The organism is Nesterenkonia cremea (assembly GCF_014642675.1).
Classification (GTDB): Bacteria; Actinomycetota; Actinomycetes; order Actinomycetales; family Micrococcaceae; genus Nesterenkonia; species Nesterenkonia cremea.
Genome location: NZ_BMIS01000001.1, coordinates 38,255 through 56,738, shown reverse-complemented (window position 1 = coordinate 56,738; position 18,484 = coordinate 38,255). Strand labels below are relative to the sequence as shown.

The 18,484-nt window shown below is 67.8% G+C and carries 17 protein-coding genes; 13 read left to right on the top strand and 4 right to left on the bottom strand.

Going from position 1 to position 18,484, the window contains the following annotated elements:
* Positions 1-21: 21 nt before the first annotated feature.
* From IEW85_RS00255 to IEW85_RS00240, 4 genes are all read left to right on the top strand, one after another.
* Positions 22-1,410: a sensor histidine kinase gene (locus tag IEW85_RS00255; RefSeq protein ID WP_188681984.1), complete on the top strand. Its 1,389-nt coding sequence runs from the start codon at positions 22-24 to the stop codon at positions 1,408-1,410.
* 123 nt (positions 1,411-1,533) lie between these two features.
* A complete protein-coding gene (locus tag IEW85_RS00250) occupies positions 1,534-2,304 on the top strand; it encodes a response regulator transcription factor (protein ID WP_188681983.1) in 771 nt (256 codons plus the stop codon).
* 22 nt (positions 2,305-2,326) lie between these two features.
* Positions 2,327-3,598, top strand: coding sequence for an NAD(P)/FAD-dependent oxidoreductase (locus IEW85_RS00245; RefSeq protein ID WP_188681982.1), 1,272 nt, complete (start codon positions 2,327-2,329; stop codon positions 3,596-3,598).
* A gap of 51 nt (positions 3,599-3,649) precedes the next feature.
* Entirely contained in the window at positions 3,650-4,984 is a 1,335-nt protein-coding gene (locus IEW85_RS00240; RefSeq protein ID WP_188681981.1) for a M18 family aminopeptidase, read from the top strand.
* An 80-nt stretch (positions 4,985-5,064) separates the two neighbouring features.
* On the opposite strand, the gene IEW85_RS00235 is transcribed toward IEW85_RS00240, so the two are convergent.
* On the bottom strand, positions 5,065-5,988 hold the full coding sequence (locus IEW85_RS00235; protein WP_229658667.1) for a LysR family transcriptional regulator: 924 nt from the start codon (positions 5,986-5,988) through the stop codon (positions 5,065-5,067).
* Positions 5,989-6,116: 128 nt separating this feature from the next.
* Between IEW85_RS00235 and mmsB the strand changes: the two genes are divergently transcribed.
* The 8 genes from mmsB (at position 6,117) to glsA (ending at position 13,250) form a co-directional block, all read left to right on the top strand.
* On the top strand, positions 6,117-7,064 hold the full coding sequence (mmsB, locus tag IEW85_RS00230) for a 3-hydroxyisobutyrate dehydrogenase (RefSeq protein ID WP_188681980.1): 948 nt from the start codon (positions 6,117-6,119) through the stop codon (positions 7,062-7,064).
* 14 nt (positions 7,065-7,078) lie between these two features.
* Positions 7,079-8,605, top strand: a complete 1,527-nt coding sequence (locus IEW85_RS00225) for a CoA-acylating methylmalonate-semialdehyde dehydrogenase (RefSeq protein WP_188681979.1) — start codon at positions 7,079-7,081, stop codon at positions 8,603-8,605.
* A gap of 70 nt (positions 8,606-8,675) precedes the next feature.
* Positions 8,676-10,148 carry a GntP family permease gene (locus IEW85_RS00220; protein ID WP_188681978.1) on the top strand — a complete coding sequence of 491 codons (1,473 nt, stop codon included), beginning with the start codon at positions 8,676-8,678 and terminating at the stop codon, positions 10,146-10,148.
* A 144-nt stretch (positions 10,149-10,292) separates the two neighbouring features.
* Entirely contained in the window at positions 10,293-10,592 is a 300-nt protein-coding gene (gene rpsF / locus IEW85_RS00215; RefSeq protein ID WP_188681977.1) for a 30S ribosomal protein S6, read from the top strand.
* 43 nt (positions 10,593-10,635) lie between these two features.
* Positions 10,636-11,196 carry a single-stranded DNA-binding protein gene (locus tag IEW85_RS00210; RefSeq protein ID WP_188681976.1) on the top strand — a complete coding sequence of 187 codons (561 nt, stop codon included), beginning with the start codon at positions 10,636-10,638 and terminating at the stop codon, positions 11,194-11,196.
* A gap of 69 nt (positions 11,197-11,265) precedes the next feature.
* Entirely contained in the window at positions 11,266-11,505 is a 240-nt protein-coding gene (rpsR, locus tag IEW85_RS00205; RefSeq protein WP_044495657.1) for a 30S ribosomal protein S18, read from the top strand.
* Positions 11,506-11,533: 28 nt separating this feature from the next.
* A complete protein-coding gene (gene rplI, locus IEW85_RS00200; protein ID WP_188681975.1) occupies positions 11,534-11,986 on the top strand; it encodes a 50S ribosomal protein L9 in 453 nt (150 codons plus the stop codon).
* Positions 11,987-12,227: 241 nt separating this feature from the next.
* Positions 12,228-13,250, top strand: coding sequence for a glutaminase A (gene glsA / locus IEW85_RS00195; protein ID WP_188681974.1), 1,023 nt, complete (start codon positions 12,228-12,230; stop codon positions 13,248-13,250).
* Between the two features lie 29 nt (positions 13,251-13,279).
* On the opposite strand, the gene IEW85_RS00190 is transcribed toward glsA, so the two are convergent.
* From IEW85_RS00190 to IEW85_RS00180, 3 genes are all read right to left on the bottom strand, one after another.
* Complete coding sequence (locus tag IEW85_RS00190; protein ID WP_188681973.1) at positions 13,280-14,296, bottom strand: dipeptidase; 1,017 nt, start codon at positions 14,294-14,296, stop codon at positions 13,280-13,282.
* A gap of 83 nt (positions 14,297-14,379) precedes the next feature.
* Positions 14,380-15,501: an LLM class flavin-dependent oxidoreductase gene (locus tag IEW85_RS00185; RefSeq protein WP_188681972.1), complete on the bottom strand. Its 1,122-nt coding sequence runs from the start codon at positions 15,499-15,501 to the stop codon at positions 14,380-14,382.
* 598 nt (positions 15,502-16,099) lie between these two features.
* Positions 16,100-16,900, bottom strand: coding sequence for an alpha/beta fold hydrolase (locus IEW85_RS00180; RefSeq protein WP_188681971.1), 801 nt, complete (start codon positions 16,898-16,900; stop codon positions 16,100-16,102).
* Positions 16,901-17,036: 136 nt separating this feature from the next.
* Here IEW85_RS00180 and IEW85_RS00175 point away from each other — a divergent pair, with 136 nt between their 5' ends.
* Positions 17,037-18,455, top strand: a complete 1,419-nt coding sequence (locus IEW85_RS00175; RefSeq protein WP_188681970.1) for a condensation domain-containing protein — start codon at positions 17,037-17,039, stop codon at positions 18,453-18,455.
* Positions 18,456-18,484: the final 29 nt, after the last annotated feature.

The window sequence follows — 18,484 nt, the reverse complement described above, 5'->3', positions numbered from 1 at the left end:
CACACCGGTAGTCTCAGACAGATGAGCACCGGCAGGACCACAGCGCCGGACGATGCCGGGCAGAACCAGCCGCTGAAGGACTGGAACGAGCTCGGCATCGTCCGGCGCAGTGGTGTGCGCGGATGGTTCCGCCGGCACCCGAGGGTGATGAACGGCGTCGTGGTGGTGGTCTATCTGCTGCTCTCGGTGAGCAATGTGCGGATCCTCTTCGTCGATATCGCTGATCGCGGCTGGCTGATCCTCGGCCTCAACCTGCTGATCGCGGTTCTGCTGCTCTTCCGGCAGCGGGCGCCGCTGATGGTGACTGCGGCGGTGGCCGTTGCCGAGGCCTCGGCGATGACCATCTACCCCTGGCACAACGCGCAGGCGATCGGGCTGTGCTTCGCGCTGTACTGCGTGGGTCTGACCATGGGGCTGAGATGGGCGCTGCCCGTGGCCGGGGCCGTATGGGCCTTCTCCTATGCGCCGGCGCTGCGGGTCTCCACCTGGGAAGCTCAGTACGGGACCTCCGCAGTGGTGGAGTCCATGGGCGACCCGGTGACCACCTCCGCCTTCTTCTGGACGGCCGCACCGGTGATGCTGCTGTTCTGTGGGATGTCCGCCGGGATCGGGGCTGCGGTCCGGCGGGGCCGGGAGCACCAGCGCGAGGTCCTGGAATGGGCCCAGCGCTCCCAGCAGATGGCCCAGGTGGAGGAGCGGAACCGGATCGCCCGGGAGATGCACGATGTGGTCGCCCACTCACTCTCGGTGATGATCTCCCTGGCCGACGGCGCCCGTGTGGTGGTCCGGCGGGACCCCGAGCGCGCCGCCGAGGTGCTGGAGGAGCTCTCCGGGACCGGGCGGACCGCGCTGGGGGATATGCGCCGCGTGATCGGAGTGCTCAAGCGCGGAGATGATGTGGCCCAGGCGCGTGAGCAGGAGCGCGGGCCGGTGCGCGAGACCCTGGAGGAGCTCTACGAGGGCTTCCGGCAGGCGGGGCTGCCGCTGACGGTGACCACAGTGGGGCCGCCGCTTCCCGATGACACCGGCTTCGGACTGACGGTGCACCGGATCATCCAGGAGTCGCTGACCAATGTGCTGCGCTACGGCCGGCAGGTCACCCATGTGGAGGTCCGGGTGGAGCACCACACCGGGCTCAGCGAGGAGGAGTCCGAGCGGCTCACCGATGAGGAGGGTCTCAGCCGCGAGGAGCAGGATGCGCTGGGCATGTGCCGCGGGGGACAGGTGGTGCTGACCATCAGCGACGACGGCCTGCCCAGCAGCGGCGGGCAGCGGGCCGAGTCCGTGGGATCCGGGCAGGGGATCCACGGCATGGGAGAACGTGTGGCCTTCTACAACGGGTCGATCTACACGGGGCCCAGGCATCAGCGCGGCTGGACCGTGCGGGCGGTGCTGGAGCCGCCGCAGTGAGCGTGGGCGCGGCGGCGGCCGGTGTGGCGGTTCAGTTGGCCCGCAAGTGTCGGAAAGACGCCGATATGGCCGCTGTTGCGACATCTGCGCGACAATCAGACGGAGAGGGAAGAGGGACGGAACATGGAGACCACTCAGAGTCACGAGCCTACTGAGGGCCGCGAGCCCATCCGCGTCATGCTCGTGGACGATCAGCATCTGCTGCGCATGGGCTTCCGGCTCATCCTCGAGGGCGAGGAGGATCTGGAGGTCGTGGCCGAGGCGGCCGACGGCATGGAGGCCCTGGAGGTCCTGCAGCGGCCCGATCAGCCGGTGGACGTGGTGCTCATGGACGTACGCATGCCGCGGATGGACGGGATCGAGGCCACCCGCCGCGCCGTGGAGGCCAACCCGGAGATCCGAGTGATCATCCTGACCACCTTCGACCTGGACGAATACGCCTTCTCTGGGCTGCAGGCCGGCGCCAGCGCCTTCCTGCTCAAAGATGTCGCCCCGGAGGATCTGGTCGACGCCGTCCGCGTGGTCTCCGAAGGGGATGCGGTGGTCGCCCCGCGCATCACCCAGCGCCTGCTGGACACCTTTGTGCGCAGGTCCGAGGGCTCCGGCCAGGCACCCGCGGAGGCTCCGGCGGCAGCCCCGGCGGTCACGACGCCGACCGGTGCGGAGATCTCGGGGGCGCTGGAGGACGGCACACCTCGGGAGGCGCTCACCCAGCGTGAGGCAGAGGTGCTCTTCGCCGTGGCCGAGGGGCTCTCCAACGCCGAGATCGCACAGAAGTTCTTCCTCTCCGAGGCCACGGTGAAGACCCACGTGCGCCGCATCCTCACCAAGCTGCACCTGCGCGACCGCGTCCAAGCAGTGGTCTACGCGTATCAGACCGGTCTGGTGAACTGAGCTCGGCGTTATGCTCCGGTCCATGACAGCTTCGGAGGACCAGGCGGCTGCAGCGAGTGGCGGCGCAGCCGGGCCCCAGCGGATCGTTGTGGTGGGGGCGGGAATCGTGGGCGCCTCCATCGGTCTGAACCTGGCCGAGCAGGGCGCGCAGGTCACCGTGCTGGAGGCTGAGACCCCCGGTGCAGGCACCACCTCCACCTCCTATGCCTGGGTGAACTCCAACGGCAAGGAGCCGGAGAGCTACTACGCCATCAACCGTGCCGGGCTGCTGGCCCACCGTGAGTTCGCCGCGGCCCCTGCCGGACGGCGCAGCGAGGATGCCGAAACCTGGTTCCTGCCCACCGGTCACCTGGAGATCGCCGCCGATGTCGCGCATGAGGAGGATGTGCGGCGTCGTGCTGAGGCGCTGAAGGCCCGCGGACACCAGGTGGAGGACCTCAGCGCCGAGCAGGTGCGCGAGCTCGAGCCCGGGCTGGTCCTGCCGGAGCAGCCCCGGGCCATGATCCTCTTCCGCGAGGAAGCCTACCTCTACCCGCTGCGCTATCTGGCTGAGGCGCTGCACCGACTGCGTCAGGCCGGCGGCACGCTGCTGACCGGCGCGCGGGTGGCCGGCTTCGCAGCGCCAGACGGCGGCGGCTCACCCAACGCTGACAGCTCAGCGGCGGCCCCCGTGACGGTCCAGCTCGAGGACGGCCGCAGCCTCGAGGCCGATCAGGTGGTCCTGGCTGCCGGCCGCTGGACCGGGGGGCTGGCCGCCGCGGCCGGCGTCGAGGTGCCGCTGGCCGAGTTCCAGGAGCCCGGGGATGTCACCGTGGGCTATCTGGCCCGCACCACCGCGGTGCCGCATCCCCTGCAGCGACTGCTGACCTCTCCCTGGCTCAACGCCCGTCCCGACGGCGGCGGCCGCCTCCTGCTTCAGGCCCTGGACCTGGACGTCACCGCTGATCCCGGCGATGTCTCCGGCCCCGACAGTGAACTGGCCGCCGAATTCCTCCGCCGTCTGCGCGCGGTGCTGCCCGATGCCGCCGGCGCGCAGATCGAGGAGATCGTAGTGGGTCAGCGCGTCATGCCCGCCGACGGCAAGACCATCGCCTCCCCGGTGCCCGGTGTGCCGTGGATGTACGCGGTGGCCACCCACAGCGGGGTCACCCTGGCACCCTTCCTGGGCCGGGCGGTGGCCTCGGAGGTGCTGGGGCATGCCGAGCCGCTGCTGGAGGACTTCCGGCTGGAGCGCTTCCGCGAGGGTGTGCCCGCCGAACCTCCGCGCGGCCCCCGCAAGCCCGGGGAGCAGTGAGTCTCCGGCCTCCCCGCCCCAGCAGCAGGGAGCGTGCATAGGATGGAGCTCATGAGCAACAGCGCTGAATCACCGGAGAGCACCTACCGTCTGGTCGAGGATCTGGGCGGGTTCGTCATGGAGTCCCCCTCCTCCTACCACGCCGCCGAGGCCGTGGCGCGGCGCCTGGTGGCCGCCGGATTCACCCAGCTGGGCGAGCACCAGGACTGGTCCGCCGCCCCCGAATCCGCAGGTCCCGGCCGCTACGTGCTGGTCCGTGACGGCGCAGTGCTCGCCTGGATCGTTCCCGAGGGTGCGACGCCGACCACCCCGGTCCGCGTCCTGGGCGCCCACACCGATTCTCCCGGCTTCAAGCTCAAGCCCCGGTCCACCGTCCTCTCCCACGGTTGGGTGCAGGCCGGCACCGAGGTCTACGGCGGCCCGCTGCTGAACTCCTGGTTGGACCGCGAGCTGCGCCTGGCCGGCCGGCTGGTGACCCGCGACGGCGCCACCCACCTGGCCGCCACCGGCCCGGTGGCGCGGATCCCTCAGCTGGCCATCCACTTGGACCGCCAGGTCAACGAAGGACTGAAGCTGGGCAAGCAGGCCCACACCACGCCGGTGCTCAGCCTGGCCGGATCCGCGCAGGAGGCCGCCGAGGCAGACGTGCTGAAGGTGATCGCCGACGCCGCCGGGGTCGCAGCTGATGAGGTGGACGGCTACGACGTGGTCGTGGCCGACTCCCAGCAGCCGGGGGTCTTCGGCGCTGAAGGTGAGTTCTTCGCCTCGGGGCGTCTGGACAACCTCTCCTCGGTCCACGCCGGGGTGGTGGCGCTGGAGCAGGCTGCCGAGGAGGCGGCGTCGGGTGAGGTCATCCCCATGTTAGCGGCCTTCGACCACGAGGAGCTGGGGTCGGCGTCGCGCTCCGGTGCGGCCGGACCGTTCCTGGAGGAGGTGCTCGGTCGGATCTATGCGGGCCTGGGTGCCACCGTCACCCAGCGGGCGCAGGCCCTGGCCGCATCCTGGCACCTGAGTTCCGACGCCGGTCACGCCGTGCACCCCAACTACGCTGAGCGGCACGATCCGGCCAACCGCCCGCTGCCCAACGGTGGTCCGCTGCTGAAGATCAACGCCAACCAGCGCTACACCACCGACGCTCCCGGCGCGGCCATGTGGGCGCGGGTCTGCCGCGACGCCGGCGTGCCCACCCAGGAGTTCGTCTCCAACAACGACATCCCCTGCGGCTCCACCATCGGCCCGATCACCGCCACCCGTCTGGGGATCCGGACGGTGGACGTGGGGATCCCGCTGCTGTCCATGCACTCGGCACGGGAGATGTGCGGCGTCGAGGACGTGGTGTACCTGACCCGTGCGGTGCGCAGCTTCTTCACCGCTGAGCTCGGCTGAGCTGGTTGGGCTGACTCGCGCTCGCTGCGCGCCCGGATCGCCCCGGGTTCTTCCTGAGAATCAGCCGAAATCGCCGATTCTCAGGAGAAGCCTGGGGCGATCTGCGTGTGCACCGCCGGCCCCGCCTCTGCCAGGGCGCGGTACACCGCCTCCACAGCGGGATTGCGCATCGCGTCGGGGCGGATGACGGCCCAGTAGGAGAGCGGATGGGCGATCTCCTCAGCCAGCACCGGATGCAGCCGGGGGTCCTTCTGTGCCACATAGTCGGGCAGCAGGCCGATGCCGGCCCCGGCCAGTGTGGCGGTGACATGGGCGAGGATGTTGGTGGAGGCCACGCCGCGGCGCATCCGCGGCAGGCGGGCCACAGCGCGGTCCAGGTCATCCACGGTGAGGATGGACTCCACGTAGTAGTTCAGCGGGTGCGCAGAGAGCTCCGACGCCGTCCTCGGAGTGCCGTTTCGCTCCAGGTACTCCCGGGTGGCGTAGAGCCGCAGCGCGTAGTCGGTCAGATGTGAGGCGGTGGCATGCCGGATCTCCGGCTTCTCCACGACCACCTCCAGGTCCAACCCTGAGCGCACCTGCCGGGCCCGCTGGGTGGCACTGATGTTCTCGATGCTCAGCTGGGGATAGCGGTGCAGGAGTCCGGCCATGGCCGGCGCCGCGATATGCACCGAATAGGCGTCGGGGGCGCCCAGACGCACGGTGCCGGTGAAGGCGGCGTGGTCCTGTTCATGGTCGGTCAGTCCACCCATCGCCTCCTCGATCTTCTCCGCGGCCTCCACCGCGCGCTGCCCGAGGTCTGTCAGCGCCCAGCCGGAGGTCCCCCGCAGCATCACGCGCCCGCCGAGCACCCGCTCCAGGGAGCTGATCCGGCGGGACACGGTGGAGTGGTTGACGCCCAGCGAGTCGGCGGCCGTCGTGTAGCGGCCCAGCCGGGCCACGGCCAGCAGCGTCATGAGCTCATCGAGATGGTCGGTCATCACACGGCGATCCGGTGCATTCATAGCCTCAGTGTGCATAGATGCACACCATGGGTGCAAAATCCCCGGTCCACTGTGCCTTCATCCGACACGATCCGCCTACTAGCGTGATCCACATCACAACAGCGCCAGCACGTCAGGAGTGATCAGCGATGACCGAGAAACCAACCCACTACGGCTGGATCGGCCTGGGCAATATGGGCGGACCCATGACCGGCAACCTCGTCGACGCCGGCCACAGCGTGCGCGGCGTCGACCTGGACCAACGCAGCCTCAGAGACGCCCAGCAGCGCGGTGTCACCCCCGTCTCCGGCGTCGCCGAGGCGGTCCAGGGCGCCGACGTCGTCTTCACCATGCTCCCGGCCGGCCAGCACGTCCGCGAGGTCTACGCCGGTGAGGGCGGGATCTTCGAACATGCCTCCCAGGACACGCTGCTGATCGACAGCTCCACCGTGGACTTCGAGACCTCCCGCTGGTGCCACCGGGAGGCTGAGGCCCGCGGCCTCCGGTTTGTGGACGCCCCCGTCTCCGGCGGGATCTCCGGAGCGGAGGCCGCCACGCTGACCTTCATGGTGGGCGGCCGCGCCGAGGACGTGGAGCAGGCCCTGCCCTATATCGAGCCCATGGCCGGCAACACCTTCCCCGCCGGAGGTGCCAGCGCCGGCATCGCCGCCAAGCTGGCCAACAACATGATGCTGGGCATCAGCATCATGGCCGCCTCCGAGGGCTCTCAGCTGGCCGAACGTCTGGGCCTGGACCCGAAGGTCTTCTGGGACATCGTCTCGGTGTCCTCAGGCCAGTCCTGGGCACAGAAGACCTGGTACCCGGTGCCGGGGATCGTTGAGAGCGCGGCGGCCAACAACAACTATGACGCCACCTTCCGCGCCGACCTCGCCCTGAAGGACCTCACTCTGGCCACCCAGGCCGGTACGGAGGCCGATCTGCGGCTGACCGCCGCGGAGCTGGCCAAGTCCCAGCTGCAGGCGCTCGCCGATGAGGGCCTGGGCCATAAGGACTGCACGCTCATCACCAAATACGTCTCCCCGGAGGGGGCCGCCCCGGGCTACACGCCGGAGAGCGACATCCCCGACGCCGCCTGACGAGAGGACACATCATGACGCAGACCGCAGAGAACCCCGCAGCGGACGATGTCGCCACCCTGCCCACCATCGGGCATGTGATCGCCGGTGAGACCGTCACCGACGCCGATCGGCACGCCCCCGTCTACAACCCGGCCACCGGCCAGCAGGCTGCTCAGCTGACCCTGGCCGATGCGGCCACAGTGGAGAGAGCGGTGGCTGCAGCCGCCGAGGCTCAGAAGGCCTGGCGCAGCACCGGGCTGGCCAAGCGCAGCCAGATCATGTTCACCCTCCGGCAGATCCTCCAGGAGCGCCGCGGGGAGCTGGCCGCCCTGATCACCGCTGAACACGGCAAGGTGCTCTCCGATGCCGACGGCGAGATCACCCGCGGACTGGAGAACGTGGACTTCTGCACCGGCCTGATGCATCACCTCAAAGGTGAATATGCCGAACAGGTGGCCGGCGGACTGGACGTCCACCAGGTGCGCCAGCCGCTCGGCGTCGTCGCCTGCATCACCCCGTTCAACTTCCCGGCCATGGTGCCGCTGTGGATGGTCACGACCGCCGTCGCCGCGGGCAATGCAGTGATCCTCAAGCCCTCGGAGCGCGATCCCTCGGCGGCAGTCTTCCTGGCGCAGGCCTTCAAGGACGCCGGGGTGCCCGATGGCATCCTCAATGTGGTCCACGGGGATAAGACCGCGGTGGACGGGCTGCTGGATCATCAGGGCATCAGCGCGGTCTCCTTTGTGGGCTCCACGCCGATCGCCGAACAGATCTACTCCCGCAGCGCGCAGCAGGGCAAGCGGGTCCAGGCCCTCGGCGGAGCTAAGAACCATATGGTCGTGATGCCCGACGCCGACCTGGACTCGGCCGCGGACGCGGCCGTCAGCGCAGCCTATGGGTCCGCGGGGGAGCGGTGCATGGCAGTGTCTGTGGCCGTCGCCGTCGGAGATATCGCCGATGAGCTGGTGGAGAAGGTCCGCGACCGCGCCCGTAGGCTGACCGTGGGAGACGGCACCGATCCCAGCTCCGAGATGGGGCCGCTGATCACCGCGGAGGCCCTGAAGCGGGTCACCGGCTATGTGGCCGGCGCCGCGGGGGAAGGGGCCGAGGTCGTGGTGGACGGCCGCGACTGGTCCTTCGACGGGGAGGGCTACTTCGTCGGCCCCACGCTGCTGGACCACGTGAAGCCCGGGATGTCGGTCTACGACGATGAGATCTTCGGTCCGGTGCTCTCCGTAGTGCGTGTGGAGAGCTACGACGAGGCCGTGGAGCTGATCAACTCCAACCGCTACGCCAACGGCACGGCGGTCTTCACCCGCGACGGGAAGACCGCCCGCGAGTTCGAGTTCGACATCGAGGTCGGGATGGTGGGCATCAACGTGCCGATCCCGGTGCCGGTGGGCGCCTTCAGCTTCGGCGGTTGGAAGGACTCGTTGTTCGGCGACACCCATATGTACGGACCTGAGGCCTTCAACTTCTATACCCGGCGGAAGGTGGTCACCCGACGCTGGCCCGAGCCCAGCGAATCACAGATCAGCCTCGGATTCCCCACCCACTGATCGGCCGACCGGGGGCCGGCGGCCGTGCGCGCCGTCGGGCCCCGGACAGGCATGCCCTTGAGGAGGAGCTGTGATTCTCGGTCTCTTCGGAATTCTGCTGTCCCTGGCGCTGCTCATCACCCTGGCCTACCGCGGGATGTCGATCATCATCGCCGCCCCACTGTGCGCTCTGGTGGCCATGCTCTTCTCCGGGGCGCCGGTGCTGGTCAACTACACCGACACCTTCATGCCGGCGCTGGCGGACTTCGTGGCGCAGTACTTTCCGCTGTTCCTGACCGGTGCCATCTTCGGCAAGCTGATGACCGTATCGGGCTACGCCACCGATCTGGCCACTGTGATCACTCGCTGGGTCGGTTCCAAGCGTGCGATGTTGGCCACTGTGCTGACCACGGCGCTGCTGACCTACGGCGGGATCAGCGTGTTCGTCGTCGTCTTCGTGATGTTCCCGTTGGCGCGGGAGCTGTTCCGTCAGGCGGGGATCCCGCGACGGCTGATCCCAGGCGCCATCGCCCACGGCATGCTGACCTTCACGATGACCGCGCTGCCGGGCAGCCCGCAGGTGCAGAACATCATTCCGGGGCAGGCCTTCGAGACCAACACCTTCGCCGCTCCCGGGGCGGGCATCCTCGGCGGCACCGTCATCTTCATCCTGGGGATGCTCTGGCTCGAGCGGCGCAAGCGCAGTCTGTCGGCGGCCGGGGAGGCCTTCCCCGACCCCACCGACGCCGAGCGCCGTGCCGTCGCGGCCGCGGCCCGAACCCAGTCCGCAGGGCCCGGCGCCGCTGTTTCGAGTTCACAACCTCCGCGCACCGCAGCACAGCCCGACGCCGACCAGGCGCCGGCGCTGACCCCGCCGAACCATCTGGTGCCGTTCATCCCGATCCTGCTGGTCTTCGTGATCAACTTCGGGTGCACGGTCCTGCTGTTCCCTGCCATGGACTGGGACTATCTGGGCGACTATGAGACCAGCCTGGGAGAGCGCAGCGGGGTCTGGGCGGTCCTGTGCGCGATGCTCGGAGCGATCCTGAGCATCCTGCTGCTGAACATCCGAAACCTTCGCCGGATCCTCTCCGAAGTGACCCAGGGTGCGAAGGACTCGCTGATGCCGATCTTCAACACGGCCTCCGAGGTGGGCTACGGCGCAGTCATCGCCTCCCTGGCGGCCTTCGCGATCATCCGCGACGGGATCTTCGGGATCTCGGAGAACGCGTTGGTGACCTCGGCGGTGTCGACCTCGACGATCGCCGGTGTGACCGGTTCGGCCTCAGGTGGCATGACGATCGCGCTCAATGCCTTGGGCGATGATCTGAAGGCCATGGCCGCGGACCAGGGGATCACGATGGAGGCGATGCATAGGATCACCGCCATGGCCTCCGGAGGACTGGACTCGATGCCCCACAACGGGGCGGTCATCACCCTGCTTCTGGTGTGTGGAATGACCCACCGTGAGTCCTATAAGGATGTGGGCGTGGTGTCCCTGGTGATTCCGGTGCTGGTCACTGCCGCGCTGATTCCGCTGGTGCTGGCTGTGGGTGCCTTCTGAGTCTGACCTGCAGGTTCGCGGCAGCACCTCAGAGGCGGTAAGATTGCCGGGTTGTCTGCCCATGATGGGCAGATCTACGTGATCGATTGAACCTCCTGTTACGGAAATCCCGTGACCGCAAGACCGAAGGAGGTGGGTTCACTCATGCGTCACTATGAACTGATGGTGCTCGTCGACCCCGAGGTGGATGAGCGCACTGTGGAACCGACTCTCACCAAGTACATGGAGGTCGTCAAGAAGGACGGCGGCTCCGTGGACGAGATCGACGTCTGGGGACGTCGTCGCCTGGCGTACGAGATCCAGAAGAAGACCGAGGCGATCTACGCCGTCGTGAACTTCCACGCCACCCCCGCAGCATCGGCAGAGCTTGATCGCCTGCTGCGTCTGAACGAGACGATCCTGCGCACCAAGATCGTCCGTCCCGAAGAGTTCAAGGTCGCCTGACCAGGCGACACCTGGGTACACCACTCGAAAGCAGGTACAGAGCATGGCAGGCGAAACCATCATCACCGTTGTCGGGAACCTGACGGCAGATCCCGAGCTCCGCTTCACCCCCTCCGGTGCCGCGGTCTCGAACTTCGTCATCGCCTCGACGCCCCGGTTCTTCGACCGGCAGGCGAACGAGTGGAAGGACGGCGAAACGCTGTTCGTCCGCTGCTCGCTCTGGCGTGAAGCAGCTGAGAACGCTGCGGAATCCCTGACCAAGGGCACCCGCGTGATCGCCCAGGGCCGCCTGAAGGCCCGTTCCTTCCAGACCAAGGAAGGCGAGAACCGGACCTCCTGGGAGCTCGACGTCGACGAGATCGGCCCCTCGCTGCGCTTCGCCACGGCGAACATCCAGCGCCAGGGCCGTGGAGGCGGCGGCGGTGGCTTCAGCGGAGGTGCTGCAGCAGGCGGCGGCTTCGGAGGAGGCGACTCCTTCAACGGCGGCGGTGCTGCGCAGAGCTCCGGCGGCTGGGGCAACGACGGCGGCGCCGACCCGTGGGGCGGACAGCCCTCCGGCGGCGGAAGCTGGGACACCCCGGGCAGCAGCGAACCCCCGTTCTGATCCTGCACCACTGAATCTATTCACCATCCCGCACCCAGTGCGGGCTCCATACAGAGAAGGAGCACCACGATGGCAAAGGCTGAACTGAAGAAGCCGAAGCCCAAGGCGAACCCGCTGAAGGCTGCTGACATCAAGGTCATCGACTACAAGGACACCGCCCTGCTGCGGAAGTTCATTTCCGACCGAGGCAAGATCCGCGCACGCCGAGTGACCGGCGTGTCCGTCCAGGAGCAGCGGAAGATCGCTCAGGCGATCAAGAACGCCCGCGAGGTGGCCCTGCTGCCTTACTCCGGCGCTGGCCGCGGCTGATCGGACTGAGGAAGGAAAGGAACACACCATGGCAAAGCTCATCCTGACTCAGGAAGTGACCGGTCTCGGCGCTGCCGGCGACGTCGTCGAGGTCAAGAACGGCTACGCACGCAACTACCTGCTGCCTCGCGGCTACGCACTGACGTGGAGCAAGGGCGGCGAGAAGGATGTCGAGCGTATCCGCGCGGCCCGTCAGGCCCGCGAGATCGCGACCGTCGAGGAGGCGCAGCAGATCGCTGAGAAGCTGCAGTCCCAGCCGGTCAAGATCGTTGTGAAGACTGGCGAGAACGGTCGTCTGTTCGGCACCGTCGGCGCCGCTCACGTCGCTGAGGGCGTTGAGGCCGCAGGCCTCGGCTCCATCGACAAGCGCACCGTCGAGATCCCCGAGCGCATCAAGGCGACCGGCAACTACACCGCAACGGTGAAGCTGCACGCCGATGTGACCGCCACCGTCGACCTGCAGGTCGTCGCTGGGAAGTGAACATCACCGCTGAGGGATGATCCTCGCTGAGGGTTGATCCTGCAGTGAGCAGAAGCGGCCCCGGGATATGATCCCGGGGCCGCTTTGCTGTGCGCTGGGACTGTGCAGCTGTGCCCTACCCTCCCTGCGTTGCCGTGAGTGCTCTGCCGACCCCACAGCTGGGTGTCATCTTGCGGCATGTCGCGCGATGATGTGGGATCCGTCGATCACTCGCGGATCGGGGGTGGATACGCTGAGGGGCATGAGCACACCGGCAGGAGAGTATGACAGCGTCCCCGATTATCTCGCGAAGGTTCTCCGCGACTGCGGCCGGGACACCAGCGGAGCGATCGCGGCGGAGCTGCCGGAGCTCGGCGGCTCTGGTGCGCTTCGGCACGCCTTGGCTGTGGCCACTGCACAGGGCGAGGAGTACTCCGCCGGCGATGATCAGCACCTCTTCACCATCCAGTCGATCTCCAAGCCTTTCGTCTATGCGCTGGCCATCGACGACGTCGGGATGGGTCAGGTGCAGCAGGCTGTCGGCATGGAGCCTTCCGGAGAGGCGTTCAACGAGCTGTCCCTGGAGGGCGAGACCGCCCGGCCCCTGAACCCCATGATCAACGCCGGCGCCATCGCCACCCACCATCTGGTGGACTGGGCGAGCTATGAGCCGCATGCGCCGGGGCCCGAACGCCTCGAGCGGACTGAGCAGGTCCGGCGTCGCAGCGCGCGCATCCTGGCCGGACTCAGCGCCTTCGCCGGACGCGATCTGGCGATCGACTGGGAGACTGCGGACTCCTTCAGCCACAGGAACCTGGCCATCGCGCATATGCTCACCAGTCATGAGGTGCTCGAGGGGCCGCCTGAGGAGGTGGTGCTGGGCTACAACGAGCAGTGCGCGGTGCTGGTGACGGTCCAGGACGCCGCCCGCATGGCGGCCACCTTGGCGAACAACGGACTGCATCCGGAGACGGGACGGCGAGTGATCTCTGAGCACGCCGCCCGCCAGACGCTGAGTGTGATGGCCACCTGCGGCATGTATGACGCCTCCGGCGAGTGGCTGGCACGCATCGGGATTCCCGCGAAGTCAGGTATCTCCGGCGGGATCATCGGCGTGCTGCCGGGCCAGGTGGGGCTGGCCTCCTTCGCTCCGCGTCTGGATGGAGCGGGCAACAGCGTCCAGGGGCTGGGGATGTTCGAAGGGCTTTCCCAGGATCTGGGCCTGCACCTGATGGCCAGTGAGCGCCGCGATATCGCTGCGTGCCTCAAGAAGATCCACCGGTGAGCATCAGCTGCGTTCGGCTGATGCGGTCATCAGCTCCGCGCGGCGTGGACTGCTCCCTCCAGGACACGCAGTGCGTTGCCGGAGGCCAGCTTGCTGAGCTCCGCTTCGGACCACCTGCGCGCCTTCAGAGCTTCCATGAGGCGCGGATAGCAGGAGACGCGCTCCATACCTGTGGGCGTGACCGGGACGCCGTCGTAGTCCCCTCCGAGGCCGATGTGGTCGACTCCCACCACGTCGCGGGCGTGCTCGATATGGGACACCACATCCTCGACGCCGACCCGGCGTGCGACCTCCGCGTCCTCGGGAGCGGCGGCAGCCTCCTGGTCGATGAACTTGGGCACGAACGTGATCATCTGCACCCCACCGTTGCCCGGCAGGCGCTCCAGCACGTCATCGGGCACATTTCGTGGGTGCTCGGTGACTGCGCGGCAGGAGGAGTGGGAGAAGATCACCGGGGCCGTGCTGATGTCCAGGGCATCATGCATGGTCCTGGTGTGGACGTGGGAGAGGTCCACCAGCATGCCGATGCGGTTCATCTCCCGGATCACCTCACGGCCGAAGTCGGTGAGCCCATGGTCCACCGGCTCACCTGTGGCTGACGCGGCCCAAGGGGTGTTGTCGTTATGGGTCAGAGTCATATAAGCGACTCCCATACGGCGCATCATGCGCAGGGTCCCCAAGGACTCGGCGATGCTGTGCCCGCCCTCCATTCCCATCAGAGAGGCGATCTTCCCCGCCTGATGCGCGCTGCGAACGTCTTCGGCGGTGACGGCGAGCTGGAGATCCTCCGGGAAGGCTTCCACCAGCCGGTGCACGCAGTCGATCTGCTCCAGAGTCGCGACCACGGCATCGGCGGGCGTCAGCGTGGAGGGCACATAGACGGACCAGAACTGGGCGCCCACGTTCCCCGCACGCAATGAGGGGATATCGGTGTGCAGAGCCGGGTTCCCCTCGCCGAGGCGGGCAGCGTCGAGGTTGTAGGCGTAGTTTTCCCGCAGCGCATAGGGCAGGTCATTATGTCCGTCCAGGACTGATGCGATCGGCATGCACTCTCCTTCCGGGCTGCGATCAGGGTCATCTGATCCCAGCCTATCCCGGCCTTCGCCGGGCACCAGCCTCCGCCGGCGCCTCACCTCTCCTGCTGCTGGGTCCCGCCCGGGACCGGCTCCCGGCCCTCGGCTCTCCGGGCCTTCAGCAGCTCGTGTGTGGGCGGCTCAGGGGTGCCCTCGGGCGCCCGAGCGGCGACTTCCCTGCGCAGCACCGGCACGACCTCCTCGCCCAGCATGTCGATCTGCTCCAGCACAGTCTTCAGCGGCAGCCCTGCGTGGTCCATGAGGAAGAGCTGGCGCTGGTAGTCCCCGGCGTACTCGCGGAAGCTCAGCGTGCGCTCGATGACCTGCTCCGGGGTGCCCACGGTCAGCGGGGTCTGTGCGGTGAAGTCCTCCAGGGAGGGGCCGCCGCCGTAGACCGGCGCATTGTCGAAGTAGGGGCGGAACTCGCGGACCGCGTCCTGGGAGTTCCTCCGCATGAACACCTGGCCGCCCAGGCCCACGATGGCCTGCCCGGCGGTGCCGTGGCCGTAGTGCTCGAAGCGCTCCCGGTAGAGGTCCACCATGCGCCCGGTGTGCTCCTTGTTCCAGAAGATGTTGTTGTGGAAGAAGCCGTCGCCGTAATAGGCCGCCTGCTCGGCGATCTCGGGGGAGCGGATGGAGCCGTGCCAGACGAAGGGTGCGACGCCGTCCAGCGGCCGGGGCGTGGAGGTGAAGTTCTGCAGCGGGGTCCGGTAGCGGCCCTGCCACTCCACGTCCTCCTCGCGCCACAGGCGGTGCAGCAGCGCGTAGTTCTCCACGGCCAGCGGGATGCCGGCACGGATGTCCTTGCCGAACCACGGGTAGACCGGTCCGGTGTTGCCGCGGCCCAGCGTCAGGTCGATGCGTCCCCCGGTCAGGTGTTGCACATAGGCGTAGTCCTCGGCCAGGCGCACCGGATCCGTGGTGGTGATCAGAGTGGTCGCCGTCGAGAACTGAAGCCGTTCGGTCTGAGCGGCCATATGGGCCATGAAGATCGGCGGGTTGGCCGGAGCGACGAAGGGCGGGTTGTGGTGCTGCCCGATGGCGAACACATCCAGGCCCACCTCCTCAGCCTTCTGGGCGATGGCCACTGTGGCCTGGATGCGTTCATGTTCGGAGGGGGCCCGGCCCGTGGTGGGGTCCGGGGTGACGTCACCGATGCTGAAGATGCCGAACTGCATGAGGAGCTCCTTGCCCGTAGGGCCTGCGATCAGGGATATTTCAAAATTGAAGTATAACAGGGTGTGGAGAACTTGTGGATAAGCAGGAGTGAAAAGTGTCTATACACCTAACTCAGGGCAAACGGCAACCCCTCGCAGGGAGGGTGCTGTGGGTTTCGAAAAAACTTCAAATCACAGGTGTGTCGCTGCAAAACACCAGGTCAGAGGACTATCTGTGCAGAAGAAAGATCTCTCTCCACAGAGTTCTCACCATGTTCTTCACAGAACACGCCGCACAGTCCACATTTTATCCACAGGGGCTGTGGGTAAGGCTATTGCCCCGGGGGAAAACTCCCCATATCGTGTGAGACGTCCCTCGCGCAGAGAGTGGGTATTGGCCGGCAGAAGTCGGCGTGCATCCTCTCCTGTGACCCCCGGGGCGGCATACAGCCCCCTGGACGAGATCAGGGGCCCGCGGCACGCGCGGACCTCACCCGGCTTGAAGGACGGAATGCGCTTCGCGGCCGTCCGCCAAGCGATGAGCGAGGGTCTGGTCCGGATCGTCGGGCTCGGCGGCGAAGGGAAGGGAATCACGGCGTCGACGTCGTGATTCTGCCGCTCAGCCCGGCGATCCGACGCCAGCCGCATGTGCGGCGACGAAATCTCTGCTCCGCCCCGGCCAGGTGTCCAGGTCCTCAGGCGTCTCAGCGATCCTCAGATGCGCCTGCGGCAGCAGCCGCTGCAGCTCCTCCGCCGTGGAGACCGGATGGGCATAGTCATCCACCCAGGCCAGGATCTGCACCGGCACCTCGAGGCCGGACACCTCCTCCTTCGGCGGAAGATCAGTCAGCGCCGCGCCCCGGAAGATCGAGGGCAGCAGCTCCTGGCTCACCGCAGGAACACGCTCCTTGGGCCGGTCCGCCAGGGCCGGCGGGGGCAGTACGGAGGCCCCCACGCGCACGAAGGCGCCGATGCCGCTGCGTTCCACCAGATCCGCCGACTTCCGGTAGGACTCGGCCTGCGCCACCCGGCTCTGCCAGGCGGTGGGCGGCACCAACAGGGTCAGCGAGGCGAAACGCTCAGGATCCTTCAGCGCTGCATAGAGCAGAGTGGCCGTGCCCATGGAGGGGCCGGCGGCGTGGACCTGCTCACCGGGGCAGAGCTCATCCAGCAGGTTCAGCAGATCATCGGCCAGCTGCGGCCAGAGATAGTCCTCCGGCACCGTGCGACCGGTGGAGGAGCCGTGGCCGCGGGCGTCATAGCGCAGCACCTGGAATCCGCTGAGCGGACCGGACATGTCCAGTCCTGCGCGGTGCTCGCGGGAGGCGCAGGAGGTCAGGCCGTGCAGCTGGACGAAGGTGGGTCCCTCCCCGCTGATCTCGTAGGCGAGCTTCGCCCCGTCAGTCTGGAATATGCCCACTGTTGTGCTGCCACCTCTTCGGTTCCACTCGCCGCAGTGCTCTGTGCGGCGCTGACTCCAGCATCCCGCGGGTGTGTAAACCCTAGGTTTCCCGCGCGACACATAGCGTACGCGAGGCCCCTCTACACTGCGCAGTATGCGGTTGACGAACGTCTCCCAGATGCAGGTGCAGCCTGGCCGACTGCACAGCTGCGTGGTGACCGCCACGCCGGAGGACACCGAACGGCTGCCTCTGTCCTTCGATCAGCGCCGTCATGTCAGCTTCGGCTCCAGGCCGGGCTCCTGGATGGCGGTCTCCTTCCGACTGCCGCATCCCACCGGGCTGGAGCAGATCGCAGAGGCCTGGGAGCACGTCCTGGGCCGCCACGGCACGCTGCGCTCGGTCTTCACCTGTTCCGAAGGATCAGGTGACCAAGGTCACCCGGAGGTGACGGGGGAGAAGGGCGCGCAGCTGCGGCTCAACCGCGTGGAGCCCACGGAGAGCCAGTGGGAGACGCTGGCCCGCGACGCCGGCCCCGCCGAGATCAGAGCCACCCTGCGGGAGCTCTTCGACGTCGCCTGCGATCCCTTCGCTCAGCCCTCCCACCGCCTCTGCGTGGTGGAGCCGAGCCCTGTGGAAGCACCGCCGGCTGAACAGGGTGCGGAGCCGGCGTCGGGAAGGCAGCGGCAGGCCCCTGTGGAGCAGGGGCCGCAGATCATCATCGGCTCCGACCACTCGCATGTGGACGCCTGGTCGCTGTTGGTGCTGATCCGGGATCTGACCTCCTGTCTGGAGGACCTCGACGCCGGCCGTCCCCTGGGTGCCCGGCTTCCGGAGGCGGAGCCGTTCTCCGCGCACACCCGGCATATGGCGGCCAAGTCGGCCCCGCCTGAGGAGATCACCACCCGCTGGCGGGAGATCCTCGACGCCGGTGGGGGTGCGATGCCCAACTTCCCGCTGAATCTGGGGGACCTCTCCACCCCTGCGCAGGAGGTGGTGGAGGTCCGCGATGTCTTCGACGCCGAGGAGTTGGCCTTCCTGGAGGGCCACGCCGCCGAGCATGGGGTGCGGCTGATCGCCGTCGCAGTCTCTGTGATGACCCGGCTGGCGCGACAGCTGGCCGATCAGCCGCTGCGCACCGTCTTCCCGGTCCACAGCCGGGAGGATCCGCGGTGGTTCGACTCCGTGGGCTGGTTCATCACCAATTCGGTGTTGGAGAACGACGACGACAGCTACGCCGCCAGCTACCGCACGGTGAAGGAGGCCATCCGGCTGGGGTCCTATCCGCTGGGGCCCATCATGGAGCCCTACGGTGGGATGCCTCAGGAGCCCGGGACGTTCGCGATGTCCTGGCTGGACCACCGCAAGCTGCCGGTGAACGTGGCTGAGGACCTGCACCCGCAGCACGTCTCAGCGGTGATCCGCACCGATGGGGTGATGATCTGGTTCGTCATCAACGACTCCGGCATGCACCTGCGCTGCCGCTACCCCGACACCCGGCAGGCTCGCCGCGCTATGCGCACGTGGTTGGCGGGGCTGGTCTATGGCCTGCGGGCCCCGCTGGAGGCGGGATGACACAGAGTGCAGCCGTGAGCCTGAGCCGA